This is a genomic window from Salsuginibacillus halophilus (assembly GCF_003014715.1).
Classification (GTDB): domain Bacteria; phylum Bacillota; class Bacilli; order Bacillales; family Marinococcaceae; genus Salsuginibacillus; species Salsuginibacillus halophilus.
On sequence record NZ_PYAV01000006.1, the window covers coordinates 99,875 to 123,277 of the forward strand.

A 23,403-nucleotide genomic window follows, 5' to 3' on the forward strand; every position below is an offset into this window, starting at 1 on the left:
ACGATGTTGAAATGACTTCCATGGTATCGAACCACATTTTTACTTTTATGTAGAACGTAGATCAAGATGCAAACGTTGGTGCCCGACTCGAGGTAACCCACGATGCATACTACAAAGATACCGAAGACAAGTTGATCCATTTAAGTCCGAACTTATAAAGTGCCTGCGCCGGTTTCGTCATACCAGAATATATAGATATTTATTCTATTTAAGGTCTACAGGGATAATACTATGAGTAAGGAAGATGCTACCAAAAGCATCTTCCTTTTCATTATGTGAATTGAACCCTAGTGATAGAAGATCGTGCTTCGCATCCCCAAGGTCGTGCCTCGCACCCTCAAGGTCGTGCCTCGCCCCCCCAAGCTCGTGCTTCGCCTACCCGAGATCGTGCCTCGCACCCCCAAGGTCGTGCCTCGCACCCTCAAGGTCGTGCTTCGCATCCCCAAGGTCGTGCTTCGCATCCCCAAGGTCGTGCTTCGCATCCTCAAGGTCGTGCCTCGACCCTCCAAAAACGTGCTTCATAAAAAAAGAGACAGCTGACATCCGCTGCCTCTCTTTTCCTATGATGTTATGACGAGCTCGATTCTTCCCAGCTTTCATAGGGATCGGTGTTACCGTGCAGCCAGATGCGCTGGGCAGGGGTCGGCTCCTCACCACTGCCGCCATCCATCATCTGCTGGGCCCGATTCATAAGCGACATCAACATTTGATAGTCATTTTCCATCTGCTTATATTTTTCCTGCAGTTCCGCAAGCTCCGTTTTGAGTTCTTCACGCTCAGCTTCAGCTTGCTCGAGGCGCGCTGATGCATCTGACTCGCCACCGCTCGACTGTTGCAGCTCCTCTAAATATTGAATGATCGCATCGAGCGAAAGTTCACGCTCTACCGACACTGGCGCAACCTTTGCCTCCTTGCGTTTCGGTTTCACAAACGGTGTATCCGTCTCTGCTGCCTCCCGCTTGCGACGTTTACGCTCCCGCTTAGCTTCTGCCACCTGCGCTTCATACCGCGGCCGGACAACGGCATTCCAGCGGAAACCGCACGCTGCCGACGTCCGGTTCATCCGGTCACCGACTTCATCAAATGCCTTCAACTGGGTGCTCCCGGTACGGATGTGCTCAAGCACCGTCTCTGCCAAAAATACATCATCTTCGTGCGACCAAGCATCCTGCCGAACCTTTGTCGTCATCATCCTATCCTCTTCCTTTCTAGCAATCGGTCTATGGCTCTATCATGACCTGAACAAGGAAGATTTATACATTCGTTTCATACCTATTCTTCTGATTTTTTCAGCGCTTGATACGCATGCATCGCGATGGCTGTATCCTGAACCCCGGTACCGGTTAAGTCACAAACCGTTATGGCGCTCTCATTACTGCGGGTGCTTTCAAGGCCGGCAATGATCGCACCGAGCTCCCGCAACGGCGTATCCTCATGTAAGACCCCTGCTTCAAGCGCAGCCCGGCCCTCACCCATCTGTTTTGACTGCGCCCACACATCACACGCAGCAATATCAGCTTTTTCAAAAACGCCGACTTCAAGCTCCTGCTTATCCGGTGCATCAGAACCTACCGCTGTAATATGCAGGTTTGAGTGGAGCCACTCAGGCTTCAAATAAGGCGCTGTCGCCGGAGTTGTTGTCACTACAACTTCGCTTCCTTTAACGACTTCTTCCATTGTAGTGACAACTTTGACCGGGCAGCCTAGCTTCTCTTCCATTTCTTTTTGATAAGCTTCTGCTTTTTCCTGACGCCGGCCGTACACAAGCACCTGTTCAAATGAACGAACGAGCTGAAGCGCTTCAATTTGCATCCGCGCCTGCATGCCTGTACCGAGGACGCCGGCCGTTTTAACGTTAGCCGGAGCTAAATGTTTCGCTGCAACTGCGCCGGCAAGACCGGTGCGCACATCAGTTAAATAACCGTTATCCTGCAGTAAAGCTTTCGGCTGCCCCGTTTTTGTGGAAAACAGCATCATTAATCCGCCAAGACTCGGCAGCCCATACGTTTCATTGTTGAAAAAACCTGTTGAGACTTTTACCGCAAAACCGTCAAACCCTTCAATGTAAGCTGTTTTAATATCAGCCTCTCCATTTTCTTCAGGGATATCAACACGTGCCACCGGCGGCTGAGACACATTTCCGGTCGCAAGGGTGCGAAATGCCGTCTCAACCGCCTCAAGCGCTTGATCATCCAACTTTACACCAGCACGAATCTCTTCTTCGCGAAACATTAACATGGCATCAACCTCCTAAGGTTTCCTTCTTCTAGTTTAGTTGCCGAGCACTTCATCATTCAATCTTCATTTTCTATGTATATAGCTGAGATGTTAGTCAACCTTTACATCTCACGCTGAACAACTCGCATTTTTCGCCTTAGAATGCTCGTCATGCAAATTTACACTTTATATAGGAACAGCTATAATTATATTTGTTAAATTTATATTTAACGTTTTATATTATTTTAAATTTATAGAAGGGGGACTTACATATGAAAAAATGGACAAAACTTTTCGGCATTGTTGCACTCACAGGGGTTATTACAGCTTGCGGTGACACTGAAGAAGAAGTAGATGAAGCCGGTGATGATGACAGCAATGATGTTGAAGAGACGGAAGGAATGGATGACGACGACACTGAAACAGAGGACGATGCAGGTGGCGAAGACGAAGATGATGAGGTTGATGCAGATGAGGAAGATGATGATGACGAGGATGCAGAAGCTGCTGAAGGCGCAGATGACGACGTCTTAAATATTGCTCACCGTGGCGCAAGCGGTCATGCCCCTGAACAGACGATGCCAGCCATCGAAAAAGCAGCCGACATGGATGTTGATTGGATTGAAATGGATATCCAAATGACAGCAGACGATGAGCTTGTTGCTTTCCATGATGTTGAGGTGGACCGGACAACAGATGCTGAAGGTGATTTGAAGGACTTCACACTAGAAGAACTGCAGGAGATGGATGCCGGCTCTTGGTTTAACGAGGAACACCCGGATTATGCTGATGAAGCTTTTGAAGGCGAAAGCATTGTGACACTTGAGGAAGTAATTGAAGCACTCGGCACCGACGAGAATTACTATATTGAAACAAAAGATGCTCACTTGTACGACGGTATTGAAGAAGCCATGGTAGAACTCGTTGAGGAGCATAACTTGATCGAAGAAGACAGTGTCATTATTCAATCATTTGAACAAGACAGCCTGCATAAAGTACAGGAGCTTAATGATGAAATTCCACTCGTACAGCTGCTCTGGTGGGAAGTGGAAGAAGATGAAGAAGGCGAGCTTGTTATGGATGAATGGCTCGATGTAACCGCTGCGCCAGATGAAATGACCGAAGAAGACTTTGCAGAGATTCACGATTATGCAATCGGCATTGGCCCACATTTGGAGTATTATGACGGTACCGAAGTGATTGACGAAGACTTTGTAAGCACAGCACAGGACAACGATTTAGACGTCCATATTTACACCATTAATGACGAAGAAACGATGGAGCGTCTCGTTGACTGGAGCGTAGACGGCATTTTCACCGACTACCCAGACCGTTTGAATGATGTGTTAGGACGCTAAGTGGCTATATCACTTCATATGAACCAGGCCCCGCGCCTGGTTTTATATATATGTAGAAGTTTATCGTGATTTCATTGACAAGCACTCAACAGATGAGTATGTTCACTCAAGTGGGTGTATTATATCCACGAAACTGATCAATTGACGAGGTAACAAAATATGACTGATGTACGCAAAGCAGATTTCTACTATGGCTCATTGTTGTCCATTTTAATCAATCAACATAAAGACCCGCGCGTATTTGAAAAAGGCGAGCACCGACGAATTTATGCGATCTCGCGGGCAGAATCTACAGGTGAAAAACTCTGGATTTACACGAAATACAAATCAGAGCCTTCAGAAAACCAGACCCACCAAACGAAAACGTGGACCTTCCGCTTCTCGCCCGACGAAATCAATGCCATTCTACAGTTATATACTGCCGGTGAAGAAGACCGGTACGCATTCGCCCTCATCTGTGCGAAATACGACTGCTTTCAAGAAAGTGAAATTGCATTATTAACATTTCAGCAAGTCATAGACTGTTTAGGTTTAGAAGGTGTGGAAGTCAGCCCGCCGCGCATTGCCATCCGCACCCGCAAAGGCCGGCGCGGACTGCAGGCTTATGGGAGTGGCCGGGATGTGGCTGAAGCATTAATGATTTCTCGGGATGCGGTGGAGCGCCTGTAAGATTTTTACGTGCGCTGAAATGAAGCTTTTGAACCTTCAGAAATGTAAATTGTCGTGAGAAGCTTTTCGATTTTTGAGAACTTAAAATTTTATTCACCCCCCTTGTCATTATCCCGGTGCGTTTGTTATATTGCTTTGACCTGGATAAAGGATTTTTAACTCAGGGTGCTTCTTCCTGGCTGCCAAGCTTTATGGCAGGTTCAAAGGAGCAAAGTGCATGGGCCAGTATTATATCGACCACTACAATCAAGAAATTCATCATACAAGCTTTGTAAACGATCGTTGTGCAATTTTGCACGTCAACAGCGAACACCGCGCTACAGTTCGAAATGAGCGTGAAATTGAAAAACTTCTAAAAGCAAATGGGTATGCAAAATGCGACTGCCTGAAAGAGACAGACATTTAAGTGACTGCTGCTGAATATACAGAGAACATGGTTTAGCATAGAACTTCAGAAATCTTACACAGCAAATAAACCATTATAAAAAACAAACTGATCTTCGGGTTTACTTTATTCCAGGGTAACTCAATTTTTAAGTGCAGGGGGAAAGCACCCCCCTCCTTTACATAAAAACCGCCACTGCCTACAAACAGCAGCGGCGGTTTTTTAGGTATTTCGTGTCAGATTTTCTCGCAAAGGTTTGACTGCTGCACTTGCCGGTAATACACCCATACACAAAGATGATAAATGAATCAATCATCTTAATTTTTTAAGGAGGATTTTATTTTGCGTACCAATGAGATGATGGAAAAGGCAATGCTTGAAAATCACGGTCTTTGTTTTGAAGAATACAGCCGTTGTGTTGAAAAGAAAATGCAGGTTGAACGTGAAAGAGCTTATGACCATCAACAAGCAAAAGCGATGGAACAAGAGGTTAACAGCCGTTTGATGTAAGGAAAGGAGGCATAACATGTCTGAAATCATGGAAGGGCTTCACCGGGAAGTCCGGGGCAAGGTTCATAAAAGTATCCATAAACTTACCGGCGACCGGCTGGAGCAGATGCTCGGCAGAAGAAATGAAGCTATCGGAAAAATTCAGCGCCAAGAGCAGTGCTCATTAACAGAAGCTGTTTTTAAATATAACAAACATTGATTGAAGTAACGCTCCACCAATAGGGCGTTATTTTTTTGGTTTTATTTTAGGTCTTCGTTAAATGAAGGTGATTTTTCCTTCTGAAGTCAACTGTAGTGCAGCGGAAAATTTCCCCTTCTTTCCTTTGAAACCTTTTAATGTATTCGTTTTTCCTTTCGTAAGCAGCGTCTGTACCTGCTGGTCGGTCAACTTTTTGCCGGCAACCGTACGAGGCAGGCTAAACAAGCAGCCTTGCCGGTAACCGCTGCAGCCAATAAATGTTTTCTTTTTCGCCTTTTTATCCTTCAACACCCCGCCACATGACGGACATGTGCCCACCGTCTCTGCTTCTTCTGCTTTCGTCTCGTAGGAGGCCACATTCCAGCTACCGGACGCGGCTTTTGCCTCCTGTACAAGCTGTGTCACTAAATGTCTCGTCTGGTTTACAAACGGATCGGCACTACGCTCGCCGGCGCCGACTTTTGTTAAATACTCTTCCCATTTTTGTGTCGTTTCTACATCTGTCAAAATCGATCCAGACCCGAGACAGTTAATCAAGAGTTCCCCTTTCGCTGTTGCGGCTGCTTGATTTTTTTCAAACGTGATATACCCCCGTTTTTCAAGCGTATCTATGATCCCGGAGCGGGTAGCTTCTGTCCCGAGATGATGCTTTTCCATCGCGCGCCGCAGCGACCCCTGGGTGTAGCGCTTCGGTGGTTTCGTCTCCTTTTCATCCACTTCAGCATTGATCACAGTGCCTTTTTGTGTTTGTAAATCTGGAATGACATCATCATCTTGTTTTGAAGCCGGAATCACATGGCGCCAACCGGTTTGGAGCTCGCGCTGACCTTCCGTTAAAAAACGAAAGCGCTCGTCGACAACGCTAATTAACTTTTCGTACTCTACTTTTTGCACCGGATAGTGCGCGGCAAGGAGCGAACGGGCTATTAAATCATAAACTTTTACTTCGTCGTTTTTCAGTTTCGCCGGGTCAGGCACTTGTTCTGTCGGAATAATCGCGTAGTGATCAGATACTTTACTTGCATCTATATAACGCTTGCCAGGCTTCTCTTTTGCTTCAGGAACAAGTTCAGCATATGATGGAAGCTCTCCTAAAGCTTTGATTACCTTTGGAAATGTCGCCGCCTCCGCCGGGGTAACATGACGGCTGTCCGTACGCGGATAGCTGACAAACCCGGATTCATACAAGGACTGAAGCGCACGTTCTGTCACTTTTGTCGGCATTTTCAAACGCTCATTTGCCGCCGCCAATAAGCTCGATAAATGATAAAACTGCGGGGGCTGATACGTTTTTGCGCTAGTGCTCCGGTCTTCAATAACCGCCGGACGATCTTTTACATATACGGCGAGGTTGTCTGCTTTATGCTGTTCCAAAATACGGTGCGTCTCTCCATTTGTCCATTTCCCTTCAATCACTTCATTCCCGTATTGAAAAGTCGCACGACATTCCCAATAAGGCTCTTTTTGAAAATCGCGGATCTCTTGTTCAAGCGCAGCGATTAAAGAGAGAAGCGGTGTCTGCACGCGCCCGACAGAAAATACACCTTGCCGGCTGGACGCCTGCTGGTTAATGAGCAGGCTGTACGCCCTAGTTAAGTTAATTCCAACAAGCCAGTCGCTTACCGCCCTGGCATGTGCTGCTTGATAAAGCGGGTAAGTTTCTTCTTTAGAACGCAATTTGCTTGCAGCTTCCTGTACCGCTTTTGGTGTTAATGACTGCGTCCATAAATAAGACACTGGCTTTTTTGCTTGTCCAGTGAAAGCGACAATTGAATATCCGATGGCTGCACCTTCTCGGCCGGGGTCACAGGCGATAACAATGTGAGAAGCTTTTTGCAGGGCTGGTTTCACGTTACGGTACTGCTTCATGCCAAACTTGGATACTTTTGAACGAAATCGTTCCGGAAGAATGGGCAGCGTACCAAGTTTCCAAGTTTTATAAGCTGCATCATAGCCTTCAGGTTCTTCAAGTTCTAATAAGTGACCTGATGCCCAAACGATGAGCGCACCTGATGGGAAAGCTTCACACGGTTTAATGTCGATGCCTTCAGAAGTTTTACGGGTCGGAAAAGCTTTGGCGATCGCTTCAGCTTGAATCTTCTTTTCGCAAAGCAGGACAGTAGTCATAGCAGGTCTCCTTGTGTGATGAGCTGAATGTTATTTTCACAGAATACGAGGTTGTAGGCAAGCGGGTAAAAGTATCGCTTCACGGGTTATAAAAGCTTTGGTACAATGAAAGAGCCTGGAAGCTGAGCCTTTAACCCCTAGGCGCTTCCTCCTGTCCGAGTTTCATTTTGGCAGGTGCAAAGGGGTTGTAACACATGGGGCAATATTATATCGACCACTACAACGCAGAAATTCATCACACCAACTTCGTCAATGATCGATGCACAATTTTAAACGTAGCAAGTAAGCACCGAGCGACCCTGCAAAGCGAGCGTGAAGTGGCACGCCTCTGCCGCGATTCCGGGTACGTGAAGTGCGCTTGTTGTGACGGCTTGGTGATTTAAGTCTCACAGTGAAGTTGCCGGCTTTTCGGCTTTTTATGCGATGAGGGGTTGGCTCTTTCCAGGAATGCTTGAAGAAGGGCAGGAGGAACGCGCCTTCTTTACTTAAAAGCATTCCTGTTGCGCGCTTTGCGTCACGACGCTTTGCACAGCGCCTGATGTAACCCATCGGCGCTGTTTTTTTATGCAAAAATGATACCTTCTTTTGGTGTATGTTTCCATATATATATTATAAAGCGTGAAAGGAGCGATAGCGAATGCAGGCACGTTCAGTTTTTGAAGCTGCGGCACGAATCCGAAGCGGGGTTTTATATTCTCCCCTCATTTACTCGCAAACATTAAGCGAAGCAGGGGGACAGCCGGTTTATTTAAAACTCGAACAGCTGCAGCCGAGCGGTTCGTTTAAACTGCGCGGGGCAATGAATTTCATCCGATCTCTGTCTAATGAAGCGCAAAAAGCGGGCGTGACGACATTTTCTACAGGTAATCACGGTATGGCCGTAGCTTACGCTGCCGCGCAGCTTGGGATTCCTGCTGTGATATGTGTATCTAAACACGTACCTAAGGCTAAGGTGGATATTCTAGAGAAAAGTGGTGCGCGCATTCACATTGAAGGTGAAACGCAGGACGAAGCGGGAGAAATTAGTGCAGCTTATGCTTCAGAAGGTATGACGGTGGTTCCCCCATTCGATCATCCGGCGATCATTGCTGGACAAGGAACGATCGGTCTTGAAATGATCGAAACCCGGCCGGAAATTGAGCATATCATTGCCGGGCTCTCAGGCGGTGGTCTATTAGCTGGTATTGGACTGTTTGCTAAATCTGTTGATGAAAACCTGCGTGTAAGCGGAATTTCAGTCATGAAAGGCGCTGCGATGGATGACAGTCTTCGTGCCGGATATCCCGTTGCAGTTGATGAACCTCCGACATATGCTGACAGCCTCCTCGGAGGGATCGGCGAGCACAATCATTATACCATGCCACTTGTCGGGCGTTATGTTGATGAACGGATTCGTCTGGCTGAAGAAGATATCGCCCGTGGCATGGCTTCTTTATATGAAGCGCACGGCCTTCTCGTTGAAGGTGCTGCAGCCGTCGGCGCCGGCGCGATTTTATCAGGAGCTGTACAGCTTAAAGGGCCGGCTGCAATAGTTGTTACCGGCGCAGGCATCAGTACTTCTGATCACCGTCAAGCAGTACAGCCGTTTATTTAGTGAATAAGACACTACCCTTTTCGGCAAGTTAAACCGAGATATATGTTTTACCATTTACCCCTAAGGGTATTGAAGTTAATGTATCAATTAAATGAAAGGGTGACTCCATGTATTTTGAGCGGTTTTATCATACGCCGTTGGCACAAGCCTCTTATCTTGTGGCGTGCCAATCAACAGGGGAAGCCGTTGTTGTTGACCCTGCCCGCGATATTCAGCAGTATTTAAACGCCGCCGAGCGCGAAGGTCTGCACATTGTCGGCTCGCTGGAAACACACATCCATGCGGATTTCGTCTCTGGTGCACGCGAGCTTTATGACACATGCAATGCTTCAATTTACGTTTCCGGCGAAGGAAATGATGAGTTTTCTACGTACACTTACGATGAAGGTGTATCGCTTATGAAAGAAGGCGATACAGTTACGATTGGGAACATTGAATTGAAGGCGATGCACACACCAGGTCATACGCCGGAGCACTTAACGTTTAAGCTGACGGACTACAGCCGCAGCAATCAACCGATGGGGATGTTTACCGGCGATTTTCTATTCGTCGGCGATGTCGGTCGTCCAGATCTGCTCGAAGCTTCAGTCGGTGTTGCTGAAAGCGCAAAAGAAGGCGCCAAGCAGCTGTTTCATTCACTGGAGCGACTTAAGCATGAACCTGGATTTGTGCAAGTCTGGCCAGGCCACGGTGCTGGAAGCCCATGCGGCAAAGCAATGGATGCCGTACCGGTTTCAACACTTGGTTATGAGCTGGTTTCAAACCCTGCGCTTCAGTTTGAGGACCAACAATCGTTCAGTGATTTTCTACTCGACAGCCAGCCGGTACCACCACCTTATTTTTCAGTCATGAAAAAGGTCAATCGGGACGGCGCGCAGTTGATTGAAGAGACAAAGAGCGCTGTTTCGTTTAAAGATGACGCTGATCATCTGGCAAAACTGGCAGATCAAGACGTTCAGGTGCTCGATGCACGGATGCCAGAGCCGTTTTCTAATGGCTTTGCCCCTGGCTCAATCAATATTCCATACGTTCGGATCTTTACAGAATGGGCCGGCTGGATGCTTGATTACGAGCGACCGATTTATGTCATCGCACCGGAAGCAAACATTGCCGGTGTCGTAAAAGAACTGCGATCGATTGGTCTCGATCAAGTCGCCGGGACGTTTAACGAGCAGGTGCTTACGAACTTTGAAAGCAGTGAACGTAACCTGTTAACCTACACTACTGTACATGCACCTGATGTGGCTGATGAGATTCAAAACGGCACGCTGCAGCCAGTAGATGTACGGCGCAGTTCCGAATGGGAAGACGGCCGGGTGCCGGGCGCTGTCCATGAGTTTCTCGGTGATATTGACGAATGGAAAAGTGAGCACAACGAAGATGAACCTCTCGTCTTATACTGCCGCACCGGCAAACGCTCAGCCATTGGCGCGAGTATCTTAAGAAACGAAGGCTTCACAAACGTCCGCAATATGGACGGCGGCTTTATGGCTTGGAAAGCAAAGTATGATGTTGAGAAAGACTAAATGATCATAAGTTAAGAGCCCGGGCAAATCCGCCCGGGCTCTTTTATCATTAACCCTTGATTTTCTGCGCCTTTATGCGCCGCGCATAAATCGCACCCTGCCGCGCATAAATCGCACCCTGCCGCGCACAAATCGCTCTCCTCCGCGCATAAATCGCACCCCGCCGCGCATAAATCTCTCCAGTCGCGCACAAATTGCACTCCGCCGCGCACTAATCCTCCACCGCGCAAAATCCTCCATCCGCGCATAAATCACTCCAGCCGCGCACAAATAACGCCAGTCGCGCATAAATCGCCCCCTGCCGCGCACAAATCTCTCCAGCCGCGCATAAATCGCACCCCGCCGCGCACGAATCGCACTCCTCCGCGCACGAATCGCACTCCTCCGCGCATAAATCGCACCCCGCCGCGCATAAATCTCTCCAGCCGCGCACAAATTGCACTCCGCCGCGCACAAATCTCTCCTGCCGCGCACAAATCTCTCCTGCCGCGCACAAATCTCTCCTGCCGCGCACAAATCTCTCCTGCCGCGCACAAATCTCTCCTGCCGCGCACAAATCTCTCCTGCCGCGCACAAATCGCACCCTGCCGCGCACAAATCGCACCCTGCCGCGCATAAATCGCTCACCTCCGCGCACGAATCGCTCACCTCCGCGCACAAATCACCCCCTGCCGCGCACAAATCGCACTCCTCCGCGCACGAACATCTGATAAGATTCCTTTGGAGATAACAAAACCGTTGAAGGTTTATCCCTCAACGGTTTTGTTATCTATAAAAATTTAAATCGCACTGATTCGATTTAAGCCGACACGCTTGGCGAGGAACCACTGGATGACAAGAGTGGTGCCGAGCAACAGCAAAGCAATACCATCATACAGCAGGTTCGGTGTCATAAGCATAATCGCGCCGCCTGCCATAACAATACGTAGCACCCATGGTACTTTTGTCATAAAGTGACCTTCTGCTGCAACGCCAAGCATCATCACACCAATTGCAGCTGTTAAGGTGACGAGTACACCTTCTGTAAAGGTCGTATTCGTTAAAAGAAGCGAGTCATTGTAAACAAAGAGATACGGTACAATAAATCCGGCGATCGCCAGCTTCATGGCGACAAATCCGGTCCGCATCTGATTGCCTCCGGAAATACCGGCAGCAGCAAATGCTGCTAAAGCAACCGGCGGTGTGATGTTAGCAAAAATTCCGAAGTAAAAGACAAACAAGTGTGCAACCAACGCTTCTATACCTAGCTCTACAAGGGCCGGCGCTGCCATCGTTGACGTAATGATATATGTCGGAATACTTGGAAGACCCATACCTAGTACAATGCAGGCCACCATCGTAAACATCAGCGTTAAGAGAAGACTTTCACCACCAATGGCAACAATACCATTGGCAAGACTCAACCCGAATCCGGTCAACGTGGCAATCCCAACGATGAGACCGACCGCCGCACAGGCTACTGCTACACCAATTGCTGTGCGAGCACCATTTTCAAGTGCATCGAAAATGTCGCGCAGTGACATACGCGTAGTTTTACGTATCATTGCAATAATGACCGTCACAATAATTGTTAAGAACGCGGAGAAAATAATTGTACGCCCGCTGAAAAATAGCATATACATTAAAAACAATAGTGGAATCAGCAAATGCCCACGTTCAGCAAGCACGCGCTTAACCTCCGGCAGGTTCTCCCTTGAAATCCCCTGCAGACCTTCTTTTGTCGCCCGCAGGTGGATCTGGGTGATCACACCTAAATAGAAAAGAAGAGCTGGAAGCAGTGCCGCCAGTGCAATTTGGCTGTAAGGCATGCCGAGAATCTCCGCCATAATAAAGGCTGCGGCCCCCATGATCGGCGGTAAAATCTGTCCGCCGACGGATGCTGAAGCCTCAACGGCGCCGGCAAAATTCTTTTTATAGCCGATTTTTTTCATAAGCGGAATCGTGAATGAACCTGTCGTTACAACGTTAGCTACTGCAGCGCCGTTAATGCTGCCAAGAAACCCGCTTGCAATGACCGATACTTTTGCCGGTCCACCGCGAGTTTGACCGGCGGCTGCCATAGCGAGGTCATTAAAGAACTGCCCCATGCCGGATTTCTGCAAGAAAGCACCAAACAAAATAAACAGGAATATATAGGTGGCTGATACGCCGATCGCTGTACTATAAACCCCTTCAGTTGTCTGATACATAAATCCAACGATCGCATCCCATTCATAACCGCGGTGCCGGAAGATCCCATCAAGCTGCCGCCCAAACATACCGTACAGTAAAAACAACAGCGCCAGCACCGGAAGCCCCCAGCCTGTTACACGCCGAGCAGCTTCAAGAACAAGGAGAACAAGCATACCACCAAACAGTAAATCTAAGTTGTTCGGCAAACCGCCGCGGTTGATAATGCCTTCATAATCGACAAATACATAGACAGTGGTGGATAAAGCCATGACCGCGAACAAGGCATCATACCAATGTAAAACGTGACGCTTACTCTTTTTAAACGGTGGATAGAGTAAAAATACGAGTACAAGAATAACCGCCACGTGCAATGAACGATGCTGCAACGTCACTGGTGTACCGAAATACGACGTATATAAGTGATAAAGGGATAGAGAAACTGCAATTATTGATACAATCCAAGCAATCACTTTATTATCAAATACACGTATGCGCGATTCATTATCGAACTTTTCCAAAACTTCTTGATGCTTATCTTCCGACGGATGCGTTTCATGTTCTTGTTCCGAAGTCGATTCTGCTTGGTTGGAGGAACGCATGCCATCACCTCTTTTCGTTGATCATTTTCAATGGTTCATGATGCGGTAGATCGCCCGGCGATATCATAACTTCTTCATTTCGTTTTATTTGGTAGTCCGCTTCTTCAGAATGGATCCAGTTGACTGTGTCATGACACTCATCAATCCCCCGGGCGGTAAACATTTCTCCATCGGAGACAACATTTTCATAGTCGTGAGCCACACCGGCGCCATAAGAAGCAAAATTTGTCTCTTTCAATAAAAAGCTACACGACGATGTCACCTGAAAATGATCCAGCCACGGTGTTTGGTCAACTGAATGAATCCAGGACAGCGTAATGATATCCCCTTCTTCTACAGCAAACGTTTGATAAACCTCACCGTGTTGCGCATGGGTAACACTCACTTCATCACTTGCTGAAAAGCTGCACCCTTTCATGATCAAGGGGATGATCAAAAGGGCGAGCAGGTGGTGCACTTTAATGTTCATAAATCGTTATAGGGAAGAGGCGTTTCGCCTCTTCCCATCTCCTTTATTCATCGTCCATAACACCTTCGTCTTCGTAGTAAGATTCAGCGCCAGGGTGGAATGGCACAGGCATGCTGTCTGTTACTGTATCAAGGTCGATCTCTTCAGCAGCATTGTGTGAACCTTGGATCGTATCGATGTTTTCAAACATCGTTTCGGTTAATTCGTATACTTCTTCTTCACTCAAGTTTTCATTCACAAGAAGCACATTCATAATCGTAGCTGTTGTTACATCTTCATCCGTATCATATACATCAGCTTCAATCGTTCCCTCGCCGAAGAAGTCGTACTCGCTTTGAAGATTTTCAAGTGGCTCGCCTTCAATAGGAAGGATGTTTACATCTGCCTGTGTAGATAGATCAATCACAGTGGAGTTTGGCAAGCCACTTGTAACAAATGCTGCATCAATCATGTTATTCTGCATTTGATCAATGGCTTCACTGTAGGAAAGGTAATCTTCTTCAATATCATCATAATCCATGTCGTGCGCCTCAAGAATAAGCTGTGCGTTCAGCTCAACCCCGGAGTTTGGTGCACCAACACCAACATCATGACCCTCTAGGTCCTCAATGCTTTCAATGCCGGAATCCTCCGTCGTTACAACTTGAACAAAGTTTGGATAAAGCGAAGCCATGCCGGCAAGGTTTTCATTTGGTTCTTCATCTTCAAATGGACCGCTACCTTCATAAGCCTGTGCTACAGCGTCAGACATCGTAATCGCAAGCTCCGCTCGATCCTCTGTCAACAAGTTAATATTTTCGACTGAAGCGCCTGTGGATTGCACAGAAGAATCTGTTCCAAGTTCTTCTTCAAACAAGTTCGACATTGCACCGCCGATCGGATAGTACACGCCGGATGTTCCACCTGTTGCAATCGTCAGGAACATATCTTCAGCTGCCCCATCTGCTTCAGCTGCTTCGTCTCCATTCTCTTCTCCCTCACCGTTTGTTTCTGTTGCTTCTTCATCACCGCAAGCTGCTAATGCTAGTGCGGAAACACCGAAAATTGCCACAAATTTTTTCATGTCCATTTCCCCCTCGGAAATATTCTTAGTATCTTACCCTAGTTAGTTTGCAAAAGCTGTGCCAACATGAATAAAAGCGCTGTGACAGGGTTTTTGTAAACGCATTCATCTAACCCGGCAGAAATATAGCGGCAATTATTGCCGCTATGCAGAAATAATTGCCGCCTTTCACCACTCCAGCTGATACTGTTTAATTTTATCGCGCAGCCCACGTTCACTTATACCTAAGGCTTCTGCCGTCTTTTTTCTGTGACCGTTAAAGTGAGTAAGAACTGAAGTAATATGCTCTTTTTCTACTTCTTTTAATGTTTTTAACGGATTTCCCACGGCTTCCGGAAGATCATCTTTTATGTCTTCATCCGCTTTCCGGTGAAGCGTTTTCGGTAAGTCGCCAATTGTAATCTCATTTCCATCAGCGATGACCATGGCAGACTCAATAATATTACGAAGCTCGCGGATGTTTCCTGGGTAGCTGTAAGCCTCAAGCTTTCGTTCAGCGTCTTTACTTACGCCGGCGATGGCTGTGTTTAACTCGGTGTTGAGTGTTTGTATAAAATGCCTGGCCAACAGGAGGATATCATCGTTACGCTCACGAAGCGGCGGTAAATGAATTTCAATCACATTTAAGCGGAAATATAAATCTTCACGGAACCGTCCAGCCTTCACTTCTTCAAGCAGGTTTTTGTTCGTCGCTGTGATCACACGCACATCGAGCTTATGTGTATCGTTCGCCCCAAGACGAGTTACTTCTTTTTGTTGAAGCACCCGCAGCAGCTTCACCTGCACATTTAATGACATGTCCCCAATTTCATCAAGAAAGATCGTGCCACCATCTGCCTCCTCAAACTTCCCAGGTTTTGCTGAAGAAGCACCTGTGAATGCACCTTTTTCATAACCAAACAATTCACTTTCAAGCAGCTGTTCCGGAATCGCTGCACAGTTTACGACTTCAAAATGGCCGCGCTGCCTTGCACCGGAGAAATGAAGCGAACGTGCAACCAGCTCTTTTCCTGTTCCGCTTTCACCGGTGATCAGAACATTTGTGTTTACTTGCTTTACTTTATCAATGAGCTGAAACACTTTCCCCATCACTTCGCTTCTCGCAATAAAGCCTTCACGGCTGTAGGTTTTCTCAAGTTCACCAGTTAAGTAATCAACCTGTCTGTGCAGCCGGGTATACTGTACAGCCCGCTCCACTACCGACATCAACTCATCCATGTTCAATGGCTTCGTTAAATACGAGTAAGCGCCGGCCTGAAGCGCCTCCACCGAAGATGATATGCTCCCATAAGCAGTGATCATGACCACAGTGATCCCACTGTCAAACGCTTTAATTTCTTTTAAAACATCCAGCCCGCTCTCACGGCCGATTTTTAGATCCAAAAGGCAGAGGTTGATCATCTCGTGCTTTAAAACATCAAACGCTTCTGTCGAATCCGCAGCTGTAAACACAGCATAGTCGTCTTCAAGTGCAAACTCCAACGACGTTCGTATGGATGGTTCATCATCAATAATTAACACTTGCTCCTTCATTACTTTCACCCCCTGCTTTTCTCTGCGTCCATATCCTCAGTCGGAAATGTAAGCACAACACTCGTGCCCTCTGCCTCCTTACTGTAAATACGAAAGGTGCCACCGTTTTCCTCAACATGCTGCTTAGTTATCGACAAGCCAAGCCCTGTACCTTCTGCCTTTGTTGTATAAAACGGCTCAAACGCCTGGCGCTGCACTTGGTCATTCATGCCAGGGCCATTATCGCGCACAGCCATCCACACATACACGCCATCCGTTCCGTTCTCCAGCACAACTTCATGGTCTGCGTTTTCTGCTTGTTCTGACAGAGCATCCACTGCGTTAATGACAAGGTTAATTACCGCTTGTTTCATTTGCTGGCGGTCAGCATAAACATACAAATGCGGGGTAACCTCAAGCTGAAGCTGTACCTCTTTATCCGCTGCCGTCCGCTCAAATAAGAGATAACAACCCTCCAAAAGCTCAGCTGTATCCAGTTTTTCTTGTGCAATCGGACGGGATTTACTGTAATCCATTAACCCTTCAATTAATTCGTTTAACCGCTCAATCTCCTGTGGCACAAGCGTTGTCACCCGTTCACGGAATTTCTCACTGTGAAATTTCTGAGGGATCAACTCAACGAATGTCTTAATTGAAGTGAGAGGATTACGAATCTCATGAGCAATTCCGGCAACAACCCTGCTTAAAGCCCGGTTTTTCTCTGCCTCAAACGCTTGATAGCGCAGCTGAATTTCCTCTGTAATATCTTCAAATGTAAACATCACACCAACAATATGCTGCTCAAAGTTGTAGAGCGGATACATGTAGGCTCTTAAACGCAAACGCATGTTGTCACTGCGCACCCATTCACTTTCCTCACCTAAATACTGCCTTCCTTGCATTACACGCTCAAATTTGTTCTGCAGGGTATAGGCAAACCATGACACCTCTGTATAATGACCGCCGGCTAAATCTTCAGATAAATTAAGAAGCATAGCAGCTTTTTCATTTAATGACGTAATCATACCGTTTTCATCAATGGTAACCATGCCTCTTGGACTCGACTGTAAGATCTGCTTTTGAAACTCGTTACTGTTTTTCGTCTTCTCTACTTGAGCCTGAAGTGACGTATTGGCTTCATGCAGGCGCTGTGTCTGCCTTGCCACCTCTTTCTGCAGCCGGCGATTAAGACGATATCCGATCAAGATAATAACTGCAATAATTAGACCTGCTGCACCACCCACTTGCAGTGCGATACGTAGTTGGTCAGCTCCGCTGTGCTGCGGAAACCAGGAAGTAAATAACTCTTGATATGTACCGTCCTCATGGAGTTCCTGCAGCCCTCGGTTTAATGTTCGCAGCAGTTGATAATTTTCAGCCCCAACCGCGAATGAGTACTCAATTGGCACAACATAATTGTCTACCGGCGCATACGCTGCTTCCAATCCGCGTGCTTCAAGCAGATGCTCTACAGTTGTTACCTCCCCAACAAGTGCATCAGCCCGCTCTTGCTCCAGCAGCCGAACAGCCCGCTGTAAATCACTTGTTTCATTAAACTGCAGTCGACGAATGTTCTGCAGAAACTCACGAGAAATACTACCCCGCTTCACGGCTGCTGTCTGGTTATTCAGCTCGGAGATTCCATCAAGCTGACTGTCCTCTGGCACGAACAAGCCGGCAGAACTCGAATAATAAGCATTACTAAATTCCATAACATCCGCGCGCATTTCGGAATAACTCACAGTAAGAATGATATCTACATCTTCAGCGGCAAGGGCCTCCTCCGCCCGGTGATCTGCAAGTGGCCTATACTCCACCCGCAAACCTTCCGCTGCCGCAACGGCTTCAAAAACTTCAACACTAAACCCTGTAAGCTCTCCATCTTCCATCACATGAAACGGGGGCTTGTTGGGGTCATAGGCCACTGTCACGGGCTGAGTCTCTGGCTCAGCCTCGACAGGCGACAGGGTGAAAGCTGCTCCTAGAAGAAATAAGCAGGTCACGAACTTCCAGGGTACAAAGCGTAGGTAATTAGCATATTTAACGCAATGTGTTAATACTTGCATTGGAGAATTCAATTTATAAAATATGTTTCCACCCATCTCAATCCGCCCTCAACACTGGTATGTTATATCTATGCATCTACAATAAGGGATTTTCCTATCCGTGGCAATTGCACACGCAGCTTTCTCCTGACGCCGCGCACAAAACGCTCCAGCCGCGCACAAATCTCTCCTGCCGCGCACAAATCTCTCCTGCCGCGCACAAACCGCACCCTGCCGCGCACAAACCGCACCCTGCCGCGCACAAATCGCTCACCTCCGCGCACAAATCGCACCTCGCCGCGCACAAATCGCACCTCGCCGCGCACAAATCGCACCTCGCCGCGCACAAATCGCACCTCGCCGCGCACAAATCGCACTCCGCCGCGCACAAACCGCACCCTGCCGCGCACAAATCGCTCACCTCCGCGCACAAATCGCACCTCGCCGCGCACAAATCGCTCACCTCCGCGCACAAATCGCTCACCTCCGCGCATAGACCACCCGGACCCTGGTGGATCTAGATAAAGGGAAGAAACGACTTTAAAAATATTCTCTGTTCATGTACACAATATAACGCCGATCCCGATATGAGCACATCGTTTAGCATTCATTATCAACCATTAACAAAGCACTTCGTTTCAGTTAAACTAAATACATATTCTAAAATGAATGATTATTTATAATTGAATAAAACCTATCAAATCAACTGCTTTAACCCTGTAACAAGCTGAAAATATCATTAATTTATTCATTTTTTGATAACGAGGAGGGACTGTCGTGGGTGAAATACATGACAAAGAGAGCGAAGCGATTTTAAACTCACTAAAAGATGATTTTTTAGTTACGGATATGAACGGGGTTATTACACGTGTAACTTCAAGCATGAAACGCGCTTACGATGCGGAAGGAGAAACGTTAGTTGGGCGTTCTGTTTACGAGCTCGAGGAAGAAGGTTTTTTTACACCAATCGTCACACCACTCGTTAAAACAAAGCAGGAACGGGTGACGGTCACGCAGACAACCCGGACCGGCAAAAACTTCTTAGTTACCGGTGTACCGGTTTATAACGATAATGGGGACCTATGGCGTGTGGCTACTTACTCTCACGACATCACCGAATTAGTCAAAATGAGAAAGCACCTTGAAGAGATAGAAGGTGAAATGGAGCGAGTACAGAACGAACTTGCACACATGCGCCATCAATACCTTGAAGAACACGGATTTATCGCTCACTCTGAGGAAATTAAAAAATGCTTGGAAACCGCCAGTCGTGTAGCTCCAACAGATGTTAATGTTCTACTTTTAGGTGAATCAGGCGTAGGAAAGACGGAAGTTGCAAAAATGATTCATAAAGAAAGCAGCCGTGCAGACGGGCCATTTATTGAAGTCAACTGCGGAGCTATTCCAGAAACCTTATTCGAAGCAGAGCTCTTCGGATACGAGGGAGGCGCTTTTACAGGTTCAGCGCAAAAAGGAAAAGTAGGCCTGGCAGAGCTAGCTGAGGGCGGAACGTTATTTTTAGACGAAGTGGGTGAATTAAGCTTAAATCATCAAGTAAAAGTTTTAAAGTTTATTCAAGAAAAGCAATTTTATAAAGTAGGCGGGCGTAAGCCGATTCATGTTGACTTTCGTCTATTATCCGCCACAAATCAACCCTTGGAAAAACGAGTTTCGGAAAACCAGTTTAGGGAGGATTTGTTTTACAGGTTAAACGTTGTGCCAGTGCGCATCCCACCACTTCGAGAGCGCACCGCAGACCTCATCCCATTAATTGAACATTTTATTAAGATGTTTAACGAAAAATACAACCGGACTTGTTCACTTAACGATCAAGTTCTGCAATGGCTTGTACGACAGCCGTGGCCTGGCAATGCCCGCGAACTGATGAATTTACTTGAACGCTTAATTGTGACCGCCCCTTCCAAAGCAATCACAACGTCTGATCTACCTAAAGAAGCCGCGAAGTATCCGAACTCCCCAGACCCTACAAAGTCTCTGCAGGAACAGCTCGAGTCGTTTGAAGCTGCCATTTTACGAGAAGCAAAGCAAACGGTTAAAACAACGACAGCAATGAGTGATATGCTTGGTATCAGCCAGCCGAGTGTCGTACGTAAACTTAAGAAGTATAACATTGACTAACCACGTGGAAAGCGCGACTAGTCAATTTGAATCTCCCGAAACCTCATACATTTAGGTTTCGGTTTTTAATTTTTGGCATAATTTTTGCAATTTAAAACAGCAAATCTACAGAGGAGGGATCTTTGTTGGCAGAGCCGCATGAATCTTATACAGATCGTAAGCCATATATGACCCCGGCGAATAAGGCTAAGGCTTTAACAGCTTCTTTAATCAGTCTATTTCTATTTTTAATCCCTGTTCCTTATCAAGGTCAGTGGACAATTGGTATTGGAATCTTTGCCGAAGCCTTGGAAAACGCCTTTTATGATTATTTAGCTCCATTTATGACAGGGGTCCTTATCCTATCGGTCCTTGCTACATTTATTGTGAAAATACTTCCTGCTCCAATAAGAGGGAATATGTCCCCGTTCTTGCAGGAGCTTTTAGATGTTAAGGCTGCCTGGATTGTTTTTAGGGTTCTTGGTGCAGCATTTGCCATCATGACACTTTATGAAATTGGTCCTGAAGTCGTCTGGTCTCCTGTAAGTGGCGGTACTGTTTTATACGACCTTGTACCGGTTTTAACGACATGGTTTTTAGTAGCTGGGTTTCTCATGCCTTTACTGCTTCAATTCGGTTTGATGGAGTTTATCGGTACGATGGTACGTGCTGTGATGCGCCCTGTCTTTAAGTTACCTGGTCGTTCTTCAATTGATGCGATGGCATCCTGGATGGGCAGTGGCACAGTTGGCGTTCTATTAACAACGCAGCAATATGAAAGCGGATTCTATTCAAAACGTGAAGCTTCGGTTATTGCCACGAACTTCTCTGTCGCTTCAATTGCATTTAGTCTCGTTGTGATTAGTTTCATTGAAATGGAGCACATGTTTCTCCAGTTTTATTTCACAGTCATTGTCGCTGGTCTTATCACTGCGATTATTTGTCCCCGGCTGCCACCACTTAACCGCAAGAGTGAAGAGTATTATGAGCCGGTAGGCAAGCAAATCAGCGAGGCTGTTCCAGAAGGCATTTCTCGTCTGCAGTTCGCTGTGAACAATGCTGTTAAGCGGGCTTCAGAGGTTAAAAGTGCGGGTCAGGTAGTCATCAATGGAACACGTAACGTGATCGATATCTGGCTTGGATTAATCCCGCTAGTCATGGCATTAGGTACGGTTGCGTTAATGATTGCTGAATTTACGCCTATATTTAACTATTTGTCATACCCACTCGTTCCAATATTAGAATTAATGCAGATTCCTGAAGCGGCTGATGCTGCCCCAGCGATGCTTGTTGGTTTCGCAGATATGTTTTTACCTGCAGTTTTAGGTAGTGGTATTGAAAGCGAGTTAACGCGGTTTGTGATTGCAGCGCTATCGATGACTCAGCTGATTTATATGTCTGAAGTTGGAATCCTTCTGCTTCGTTCCCGTATCCCGCTTTCACTGCTTGATCTTGTCATCATCTTTATTCAGCGTACGGTAATTTCACTTCCGATTATTGTCGCTATGGCACACCTTTTATTCTTTTAAATCAAGCTCTACGTCATATTGGTATAAATCTTGCAACATCTTATATAAGGCAACGAATATTCCAAAGGAGGAATTTCAATGTATAAACCTAAAGATTCATCGTTATCACCACGCTATACCGGGGTTCGCACTTTTATGCGCCTAGAACAGATTCGTACGACAGAGGATGTTGATTTTGTTGTTGTCGGTAACCCGTTCGATACCGCCGTATCCAACCGGATTGGTGCACGTGGAGGACCTCAGCACGTTAGAAATTTTTCAATTCTCTTACGCCCTTACAACCCAGATCAAGGAATCAATATCTTTGATTACTGCTCAGGCGTGGACTATGGAGACTTTTCCATCGTCCCACAAAACATTCACCGTACCTATGATGTTGTGAAAGAGGAGCTCAGCCCTATTTTAGAGAATGATATTACACCGATCATTCTCGGCGGTGACCACTCCGTTTCCCTTGGCCACTTACGCGCCTTTGCAGAAAAATACGGCCCGGTTTCACTTGTTCACTTCGATTCTCACAGCGATACTTGGGACAATTATTTCGGAGAAAAATACATGCACGGAACCCCCTTCCGCCGGGCTGTTGAAGAAGGTCTGATTGATACAGAACACTCGATCCAGGTCGGTTTGCGCGGGCCTTTGTATACCCCAGATGACCTTACCGATCCTGAAGATCTCGGCTTTGAAGTTATTACGATGAGAGATGCGAGAAAACTTGGTCAAGAGGAAGTCCTTAAACGCATTCACGCCCGAGCAGGTGACCGGCCAGTATTTGTTTCTTATGACATTGACTTTGTCGATCCGGCTTTCGCACCTGGTACAGGTACGCCAGAAGTTGCTGGGCCAAACAGCTTTGAAGCACTAGAGTATGTACGAGGGCTAGAAGGATTAAACATTAAAGGCTTTGACCTTGTAGAAGTTCTTCCAGAGTACGACAGTGGCGAAATTACAGCCGCTCTCGCCTCGTCCATAGCTTATGAAATGATTACACTTGTAGCTCTTCATAAGCGAACAAAAGAATCCTAAAGCTATAAGACCTCCCAAGTGCCTGCGATAAAGGCATCGGGAGGCTTTTTTTATTTGGAAACCCACCGCGCACGAATCACTCCCTGCCGCGCACAAATCTCTCCTGCCGCGCACAAATCTCTCCTGCCGCGCACAAATCTCTCCTGCCGCGCACAAATCTCTCCTGCCGCGCACAAATCGCTCACCGCCGCGCACAAATCTCTCCTGCCGCGCACCAATCGCTCACCGCCGCGCACAAATCTCACTCCACCGCGCTATCATCTCTTGCTGTTGCATTTGCACCAC

The 23,403-nt window shown here is 46.9% G+C and carries 23 protein-coding genes; 11 read left to right on the top strand and 12 right to left on the bottom strand.

Annotated features, from left to right (window positions below; translation table 11 throughout):
- Positions 1–375: 375 nt before the first annotated feature.
- The 3 genes from B0H94_RS15155 to B0H94_RS06825 form a co-directional block, all read right to left on the bottom strand.
- Entirely contained in the window at positions 376–543 is a 168-nt protein-coding gene (locus tag B0H94_RS15155; RefSeq protein WP_181315300.1) for a hypothetical protein, read from the bottom strand.
- Between the two features lie 25 nt (positions 544–568).
- Positions 569–1,189 (bottom strand): RsfA family transcriptional regulator, encoded by a 621-nt coding sequence (locus tag B0H94_RS06820; RefSeq protein WP_106588516.1) that lies wholly within the window; start codon positions 1,187–1,189, stop codon positions 569–571.
- 83 nt (positions 1,190–1,272) lie between these two features.
- Complete coding sequence (locus B0H94_RS06825; protein WP_181315301.1) at positions 1,273–2,238, bottom strand: cyclodeaminase; 966 nt, start codon at positions 2,236–2,238, stop codon at positions 1,273–1,275.
- A gap of 251 nt (positions 2,239–2,489) precedes the next feature.
- Here B0H94_RS06825 and B0H94_RS06830 point away from each other — a divergent pair, with 251 nt between their 5' ends.
- The 5 genes from B0H94_RS06830 to B0H94_RS06845 all read left to right on the top strand — a co-directional run bounded on the left by B0H94_RS06830 (position 2,490) and on the right by B0H94_RS06845 (position 5,338).
- Positions 2,490–3,575: a glycerophosphodiester phosphodiesterase family protein gene (locus B0H94_RS06830; protein WP_106588517.1), complete on the top strand. Its 1,086-nt coding sequence runs from the start codon at positions 2,490–2,492 to the stop codon at positions 3,573–3,575.
- Between the two features lie 159 nt (positions 3,576–3,734).
- Positions 3,735–4,244, top strand: coding sequence for a hypothetical protein (locus B0H94_RS06835; protein WP_106588518.1), 510 nt, complete (start codon positions 3,735–3,737; stop codon positions 4,242–4,244).
- A gap of 217 nt (positions 4,245–4,461) precedes the next feature.
- On the top strand, positions 4,462–4,650 hold the full coding sequence (locus B0H94_RS06840) for a hypothetical protein (protein ID WP_106588519.1): 189 nt from the start codon (positions 4,462–4,464) through the stop codon (positions 4,648–4,650).
- A gap of 321 nt (positions 4,651–4,971) precedes the next feature.
- Positions 4,972–5,139, top strand: a complete 168-nt coding sequence (locus B0H94_RS15160; protein WP_181315308.1) for a YuzK family famiily protein — start codon at positions 4,972–4,974, stop codon at positions 5,137–5,139.
- 16 nt (positions 5,140–5,155) lie between these two features.
- Positions 5,156–5,338, top strand: coding sequence for a CsbD family protein (locus B0H94_RS06845; RefSeq protein ID WP_106588520.1), 183 nt, complete (start codon positions 5,156–5,158; stop codon positions 5,336–5,338).
- A gap of 57 nt (positions 5,339–5,395) precedes the next feature.
- On the opposite strand, the gene B0H94_RS06850 is transcribed toward B0H94_RS06845, so the two are convergent.
- A complete protein-coding gene (locus B0H94_RS06850; protein ID WP_106588521.1) occupies positions 5,396–7,465 on the bottom strand; it encodes a type IA DNA topoisomerase in 2,070 nt (689 codons plus the stop codon).
- A 194-nt stretch (positions 7,466–7,659) separates the two neighbouring features.
- On the opposite strand from B0H94_RS06850, the gene B0H94_RS15000 reads away from it, so the two are divergent.
- From B0H94_RS15000 to B0H94_RS06865, 3 genes are all read left to right on the top strand, one after another.
- Complete coding sequence (locus tag B0H94_RS15000) at positions 7,660–7,848, top strand: hypothetical protein (RefSeq protein WP_146139932.1); 189 nt, start codon at positions 7,660–7,662, stop codon at positions 7,846–7,848.
- A gap of 254 nt (positions 7,849–8,102) precedes the next feature.
- On the top strand, positions 8,103–9,059 hold the full coding sequence (locus tag B0H94_RS06860; protein ID WP_106588523.1) for a pyridoxal-phosphate dependent enzyme: 957 nt from the start codon (positions 8,103–8,105) through the stop codon (positions 9,057–9,059).
- Between the two features lie 107 nt (positions 9,060–9,166).
- Positions 9,167–10,585 carry an MBL fold metallo-hydrolase gene (locus B0H94_RS06865; protein ID WP_106588524.1) on the top strand — a complete coding sequence of 473 codons (1,419 nt, stop codon included), beginning with the start codon at positions 9,167–9,169 and terminating at the stop codon, positions 10,583–10,585.
- A gap of 72 nt (positions 10,586–10,657) precedes the next feature.
- Here the strand turns inward: B0H94_RS06865 and B0H94_RS06870 are convergent, their stop codons facing one another.
- The 7 genes from B0H94_RS06870 to B0H94_RS06900 form a co-directional block, all read right to left on the bottom strand.
- Complete coding sequence (locus B0H94_RS06870; protein WP_181315302.1) at positions 10,658–11,266, bottom strand: hypothetical protein; 609 nt, start codon at positions 11,264–11,266, stop codon at positions 10,658–10,660.
- A 98-nt stretch (positions 11,267–11,364) separates the two neighbouring features.
- Positions 11,365–13,356: a TRAP transporter permease gene (locus B0H94_RS06875; RefSeq protein WP_106588526.1), complete on the bottom strand. Its 1,992-nt coding sequence runs from the start codon at positions 13,354–13,356 to the stop codon at positions 11,365–11,367.
- Positions 13,357–13,360: 4 nt separating this feature from the next.
- Entirely contained in the window at positions 13,361–13,825 is a 465-nt protein-coding gene (locus tag B0H94_RS06880) for a DUF1850 domain-containing protein (RefSeq protein WP_106588527.1), read from the bottom strand.
- 43 nt (positions 13,826–13,868) lie between these two features.
- Entirely contained in the window at positions 13,869–14,888 is a 1,020-nt protein-coding gene (locus B0H94_RS06885; protein WP_106588528.1) for a TAXI family TRAP transporter solute-binding subunit, read from the bottom strand.
- A 168-nt stretch (positions 14,889–15,056) separates the two neighbouring features.
- The gene (locus B0H94_RS06890; RefSeq protein WP_106588529.1) at positions 15,057–16,421 is read right to left on the bottom strand and encodes a sigma-54-dependent transcriptional regulator; all 1,365 of its coding nucleotides are present in this window, start codon (positions 16,419–16,421) and stop codon (positions 15,057–15,059) included.
- Positions 16,422–16,426: 5 nt separating this feature from the next.
- Positions 16,427–18,331 (bottom strand): transporter substrate-binding domain-containing protein, encoded by a 1,905-nt coding sequence (locus tag B0H94_RS06895; protein WP_181315303.1) that lies wholly within the window; start codon positions 18,329–18,331, stop codon positions 16,427–16,429.
- A 203-nt stretch (positions 18,332–18,534) separates the two neighbouring features.
- Positions 18,535–18,939 carry a hypothetical protein gene (locus B0H94_RS06900; protein ID WP_106588531.1) on the bottom strand — a complete coding sequence of 135 codons (405 nt, stop codon included), beginning with the start codon at positions 18,937–18,939 and terminating at the stop codon, positions 18,535–18,537.
- A 283-nt stretch (positions 18,940–19,222) separates the two neighbouring features.
- On the opposite strand from B0H94_RS06900, the gene B0H94_RS06905 reads away from it, so the two are divergent.
- The 3 genes from B0H94_RS06905 (at position 19,223) to speB (ending at position 23,118) form a co-directional block, all read left to right on the top strand.
- On the top strand, positions 19,223–20,584 hold the full coding sequence (locus B0H94_RS06905; RefSeq protein ID WP_245893927.1) for a sigma-54 interaction domain-containing protein: 1,362 nt from the start codon (positions 19,223–19,225) through the stop codon (positions 20,582–20,584).
- Between the two features lie 167 nt (positions 20,585–20,751).
- Positions 20,752–22,092, top strand: coding sequence for a YjiH family protein (locus B0H94_RS06910; RefSeq protein ID WP_106588644.1), 1,341 nt, complete (start codon positions 20,752–20,754; stop codon positions 22,090–22,092).
- Positions 22,093–22,170: 78 nt separating this feature from the next.
- The gene (speB, locus tag B0H94_RS06915; protein ID WP_106588532.1) at positions 22,171–23,118 is read left to right on the top strand and encodes an agmatinase; all 948 of its coding nucleotides are present in this window, start codon (positions 22,171–22,173) and stop codon (positions 23,116–23,118) included.
- A gap of 50 nt (positions 23,119–23,168) precedes the next feature.
- On the opposite strand, the gene B0H94_RS15005 is transcribed toward speB, so the two are convergent.
- Positions 23,169–23,354, bottom strand: coding sequence for a hypothetical protein (locus B0H94_RS15005; protein ID WP_146139934.1), 186 nt, complete (start codon positions 23,352–23,354; stop codon positions 23,169–23,171).
- Positions 23,355–23,403: the final 49 nt, after the last annotated feature.

Excerpts from the sequence above, each read along its gene's own strand:
- B0H94_RS06890 (WP_106588529.1), bottom strand. The coding sequence starts at position 16,421 with ATGAAGGAGCAAGTGTTAATTATTGATGATGAACCATCCATACGAACG.
- B0H94_RS06845 (WP_106588520.1), top strand. The coding sequence starts at position 5,156 with ATGTCTGAAATCATGGAAGGGCTTCACCGGGAAGTCCGGGGCAAGGTT.
- B0H94_RS15000 (WP_146139932.1), top strand. The coding sequence starts at position 7,660 with ATGGGGCAATATTATATCGACCACTACAACGCAGAAATTCATCACACC.
- B0H94_RS06825 (WP_181315301.1), bottom strand. The coding sequence starts at position 2,238 with ATGTTAATGTTTCGCGAAGAAGAGATTCGTGCTGGTGTAAAGTTGGAT.
- B0H94_RS06885 (WP_106588528.1), bottom strand. The coding sequence starts at position 14,888 with ATGAAAAAATTTGTGGCAATTTTCGGTGTTTCCGCACTAGCATTAGCA.
- B0H94_RS06910 (WP_106588644.1), top strand. The coding sequence starts at position 20,752 with ATGACCCCGGCGAATAAGGCTAAGGCTTTAACAGCTTCTTTAATCAGT.
- B0H94_RS06860 (WP_106588523.1), top strand. The coding sequence starts at position 8,103 with ATGCAGGCACGTTCAGTTTTTGAAGCTGCGGCACGAATCCGAAGCGGG.
- speB (WP_106588532.1), top strand. The coding sequence starts at position 22,171 with ATGTATAAACCTAAAGATTCATCGTTATCACCACGCTATACCGGGGTT.
- B0H94_RS06830 (WP_106588517.1), top strand. The coding sequence starts at position 2,490 with ATGAAAAAATGGACAAAACTTTTCGGCATTGTTGCACTCACAGGGGTT.
- B0H94_RS06900 (WP_106588531.1), bottom strand. The coding sequence starts at position 18,939 with ATGCGCGGAGGTGAGCGATTTGTGCGCGGAGGTGAGCGATTTGTGCGC.
- B0H94_RS15155 (WP_181315300.1), bottom strand. The coding sequence starts at position 543 with ATGTCAGCTGTCTCTTTTTTTATGAAGCACGTTTTTGGAGGGTCGAGG.
- B0H94_RS06865 (WP_106588524.1), top strand. The coding sequence starts at position 9,167 with ATGTATTTTGAGCGGTTTTATCATACGCCGTTGGCACAAGCCTCTTAT.
- B0H94_RS06835 (WP_106588518.1), top strand. The coding sequence starts at position 3,735 with ATGACTGATGTACGCAAAGCAGATTTCTACTATGGCTCATTGTTGTCC.
- B0H94_RS06880 (WP_106588527.1), bottom strand. The coding sequence starts at position 13,825 with ATGAACATTAAAGTGCACCACCTGCTCGCCCTTTTGATCATCCCCTTG.
- B0H94_RS06850 (WP_106588521.1), bottom strand. The coding sequence starts at position 7,465 with ATGACTACTGTCCTGCTTTGCGAAAAGAAGATTCAAGCTGAAGCGATC.
- B0H94_RS06840 (WP_106588519.1), top strand. The coding sequence starts at position 4,462 with ATGGGCCAGTATTATATCGACCACTACAATCAAGAAATTCATCATACA.
- B0H94_RS06820 (WP_106588516.1), bottom strand. The coding sequence starts at position 1,189 with ATGACGACAAAGGTTCGGCAGGATGCTTGGTCGCACGAAGATGATGTA.
- B0H94_RS06875 (WP_106588526.1), bottom strand. The coding sequence starts at position 13,356 with ATGCGTTCCTCCAACCAAGCAGAATCGACTTCGGAACAAGAACATGAA.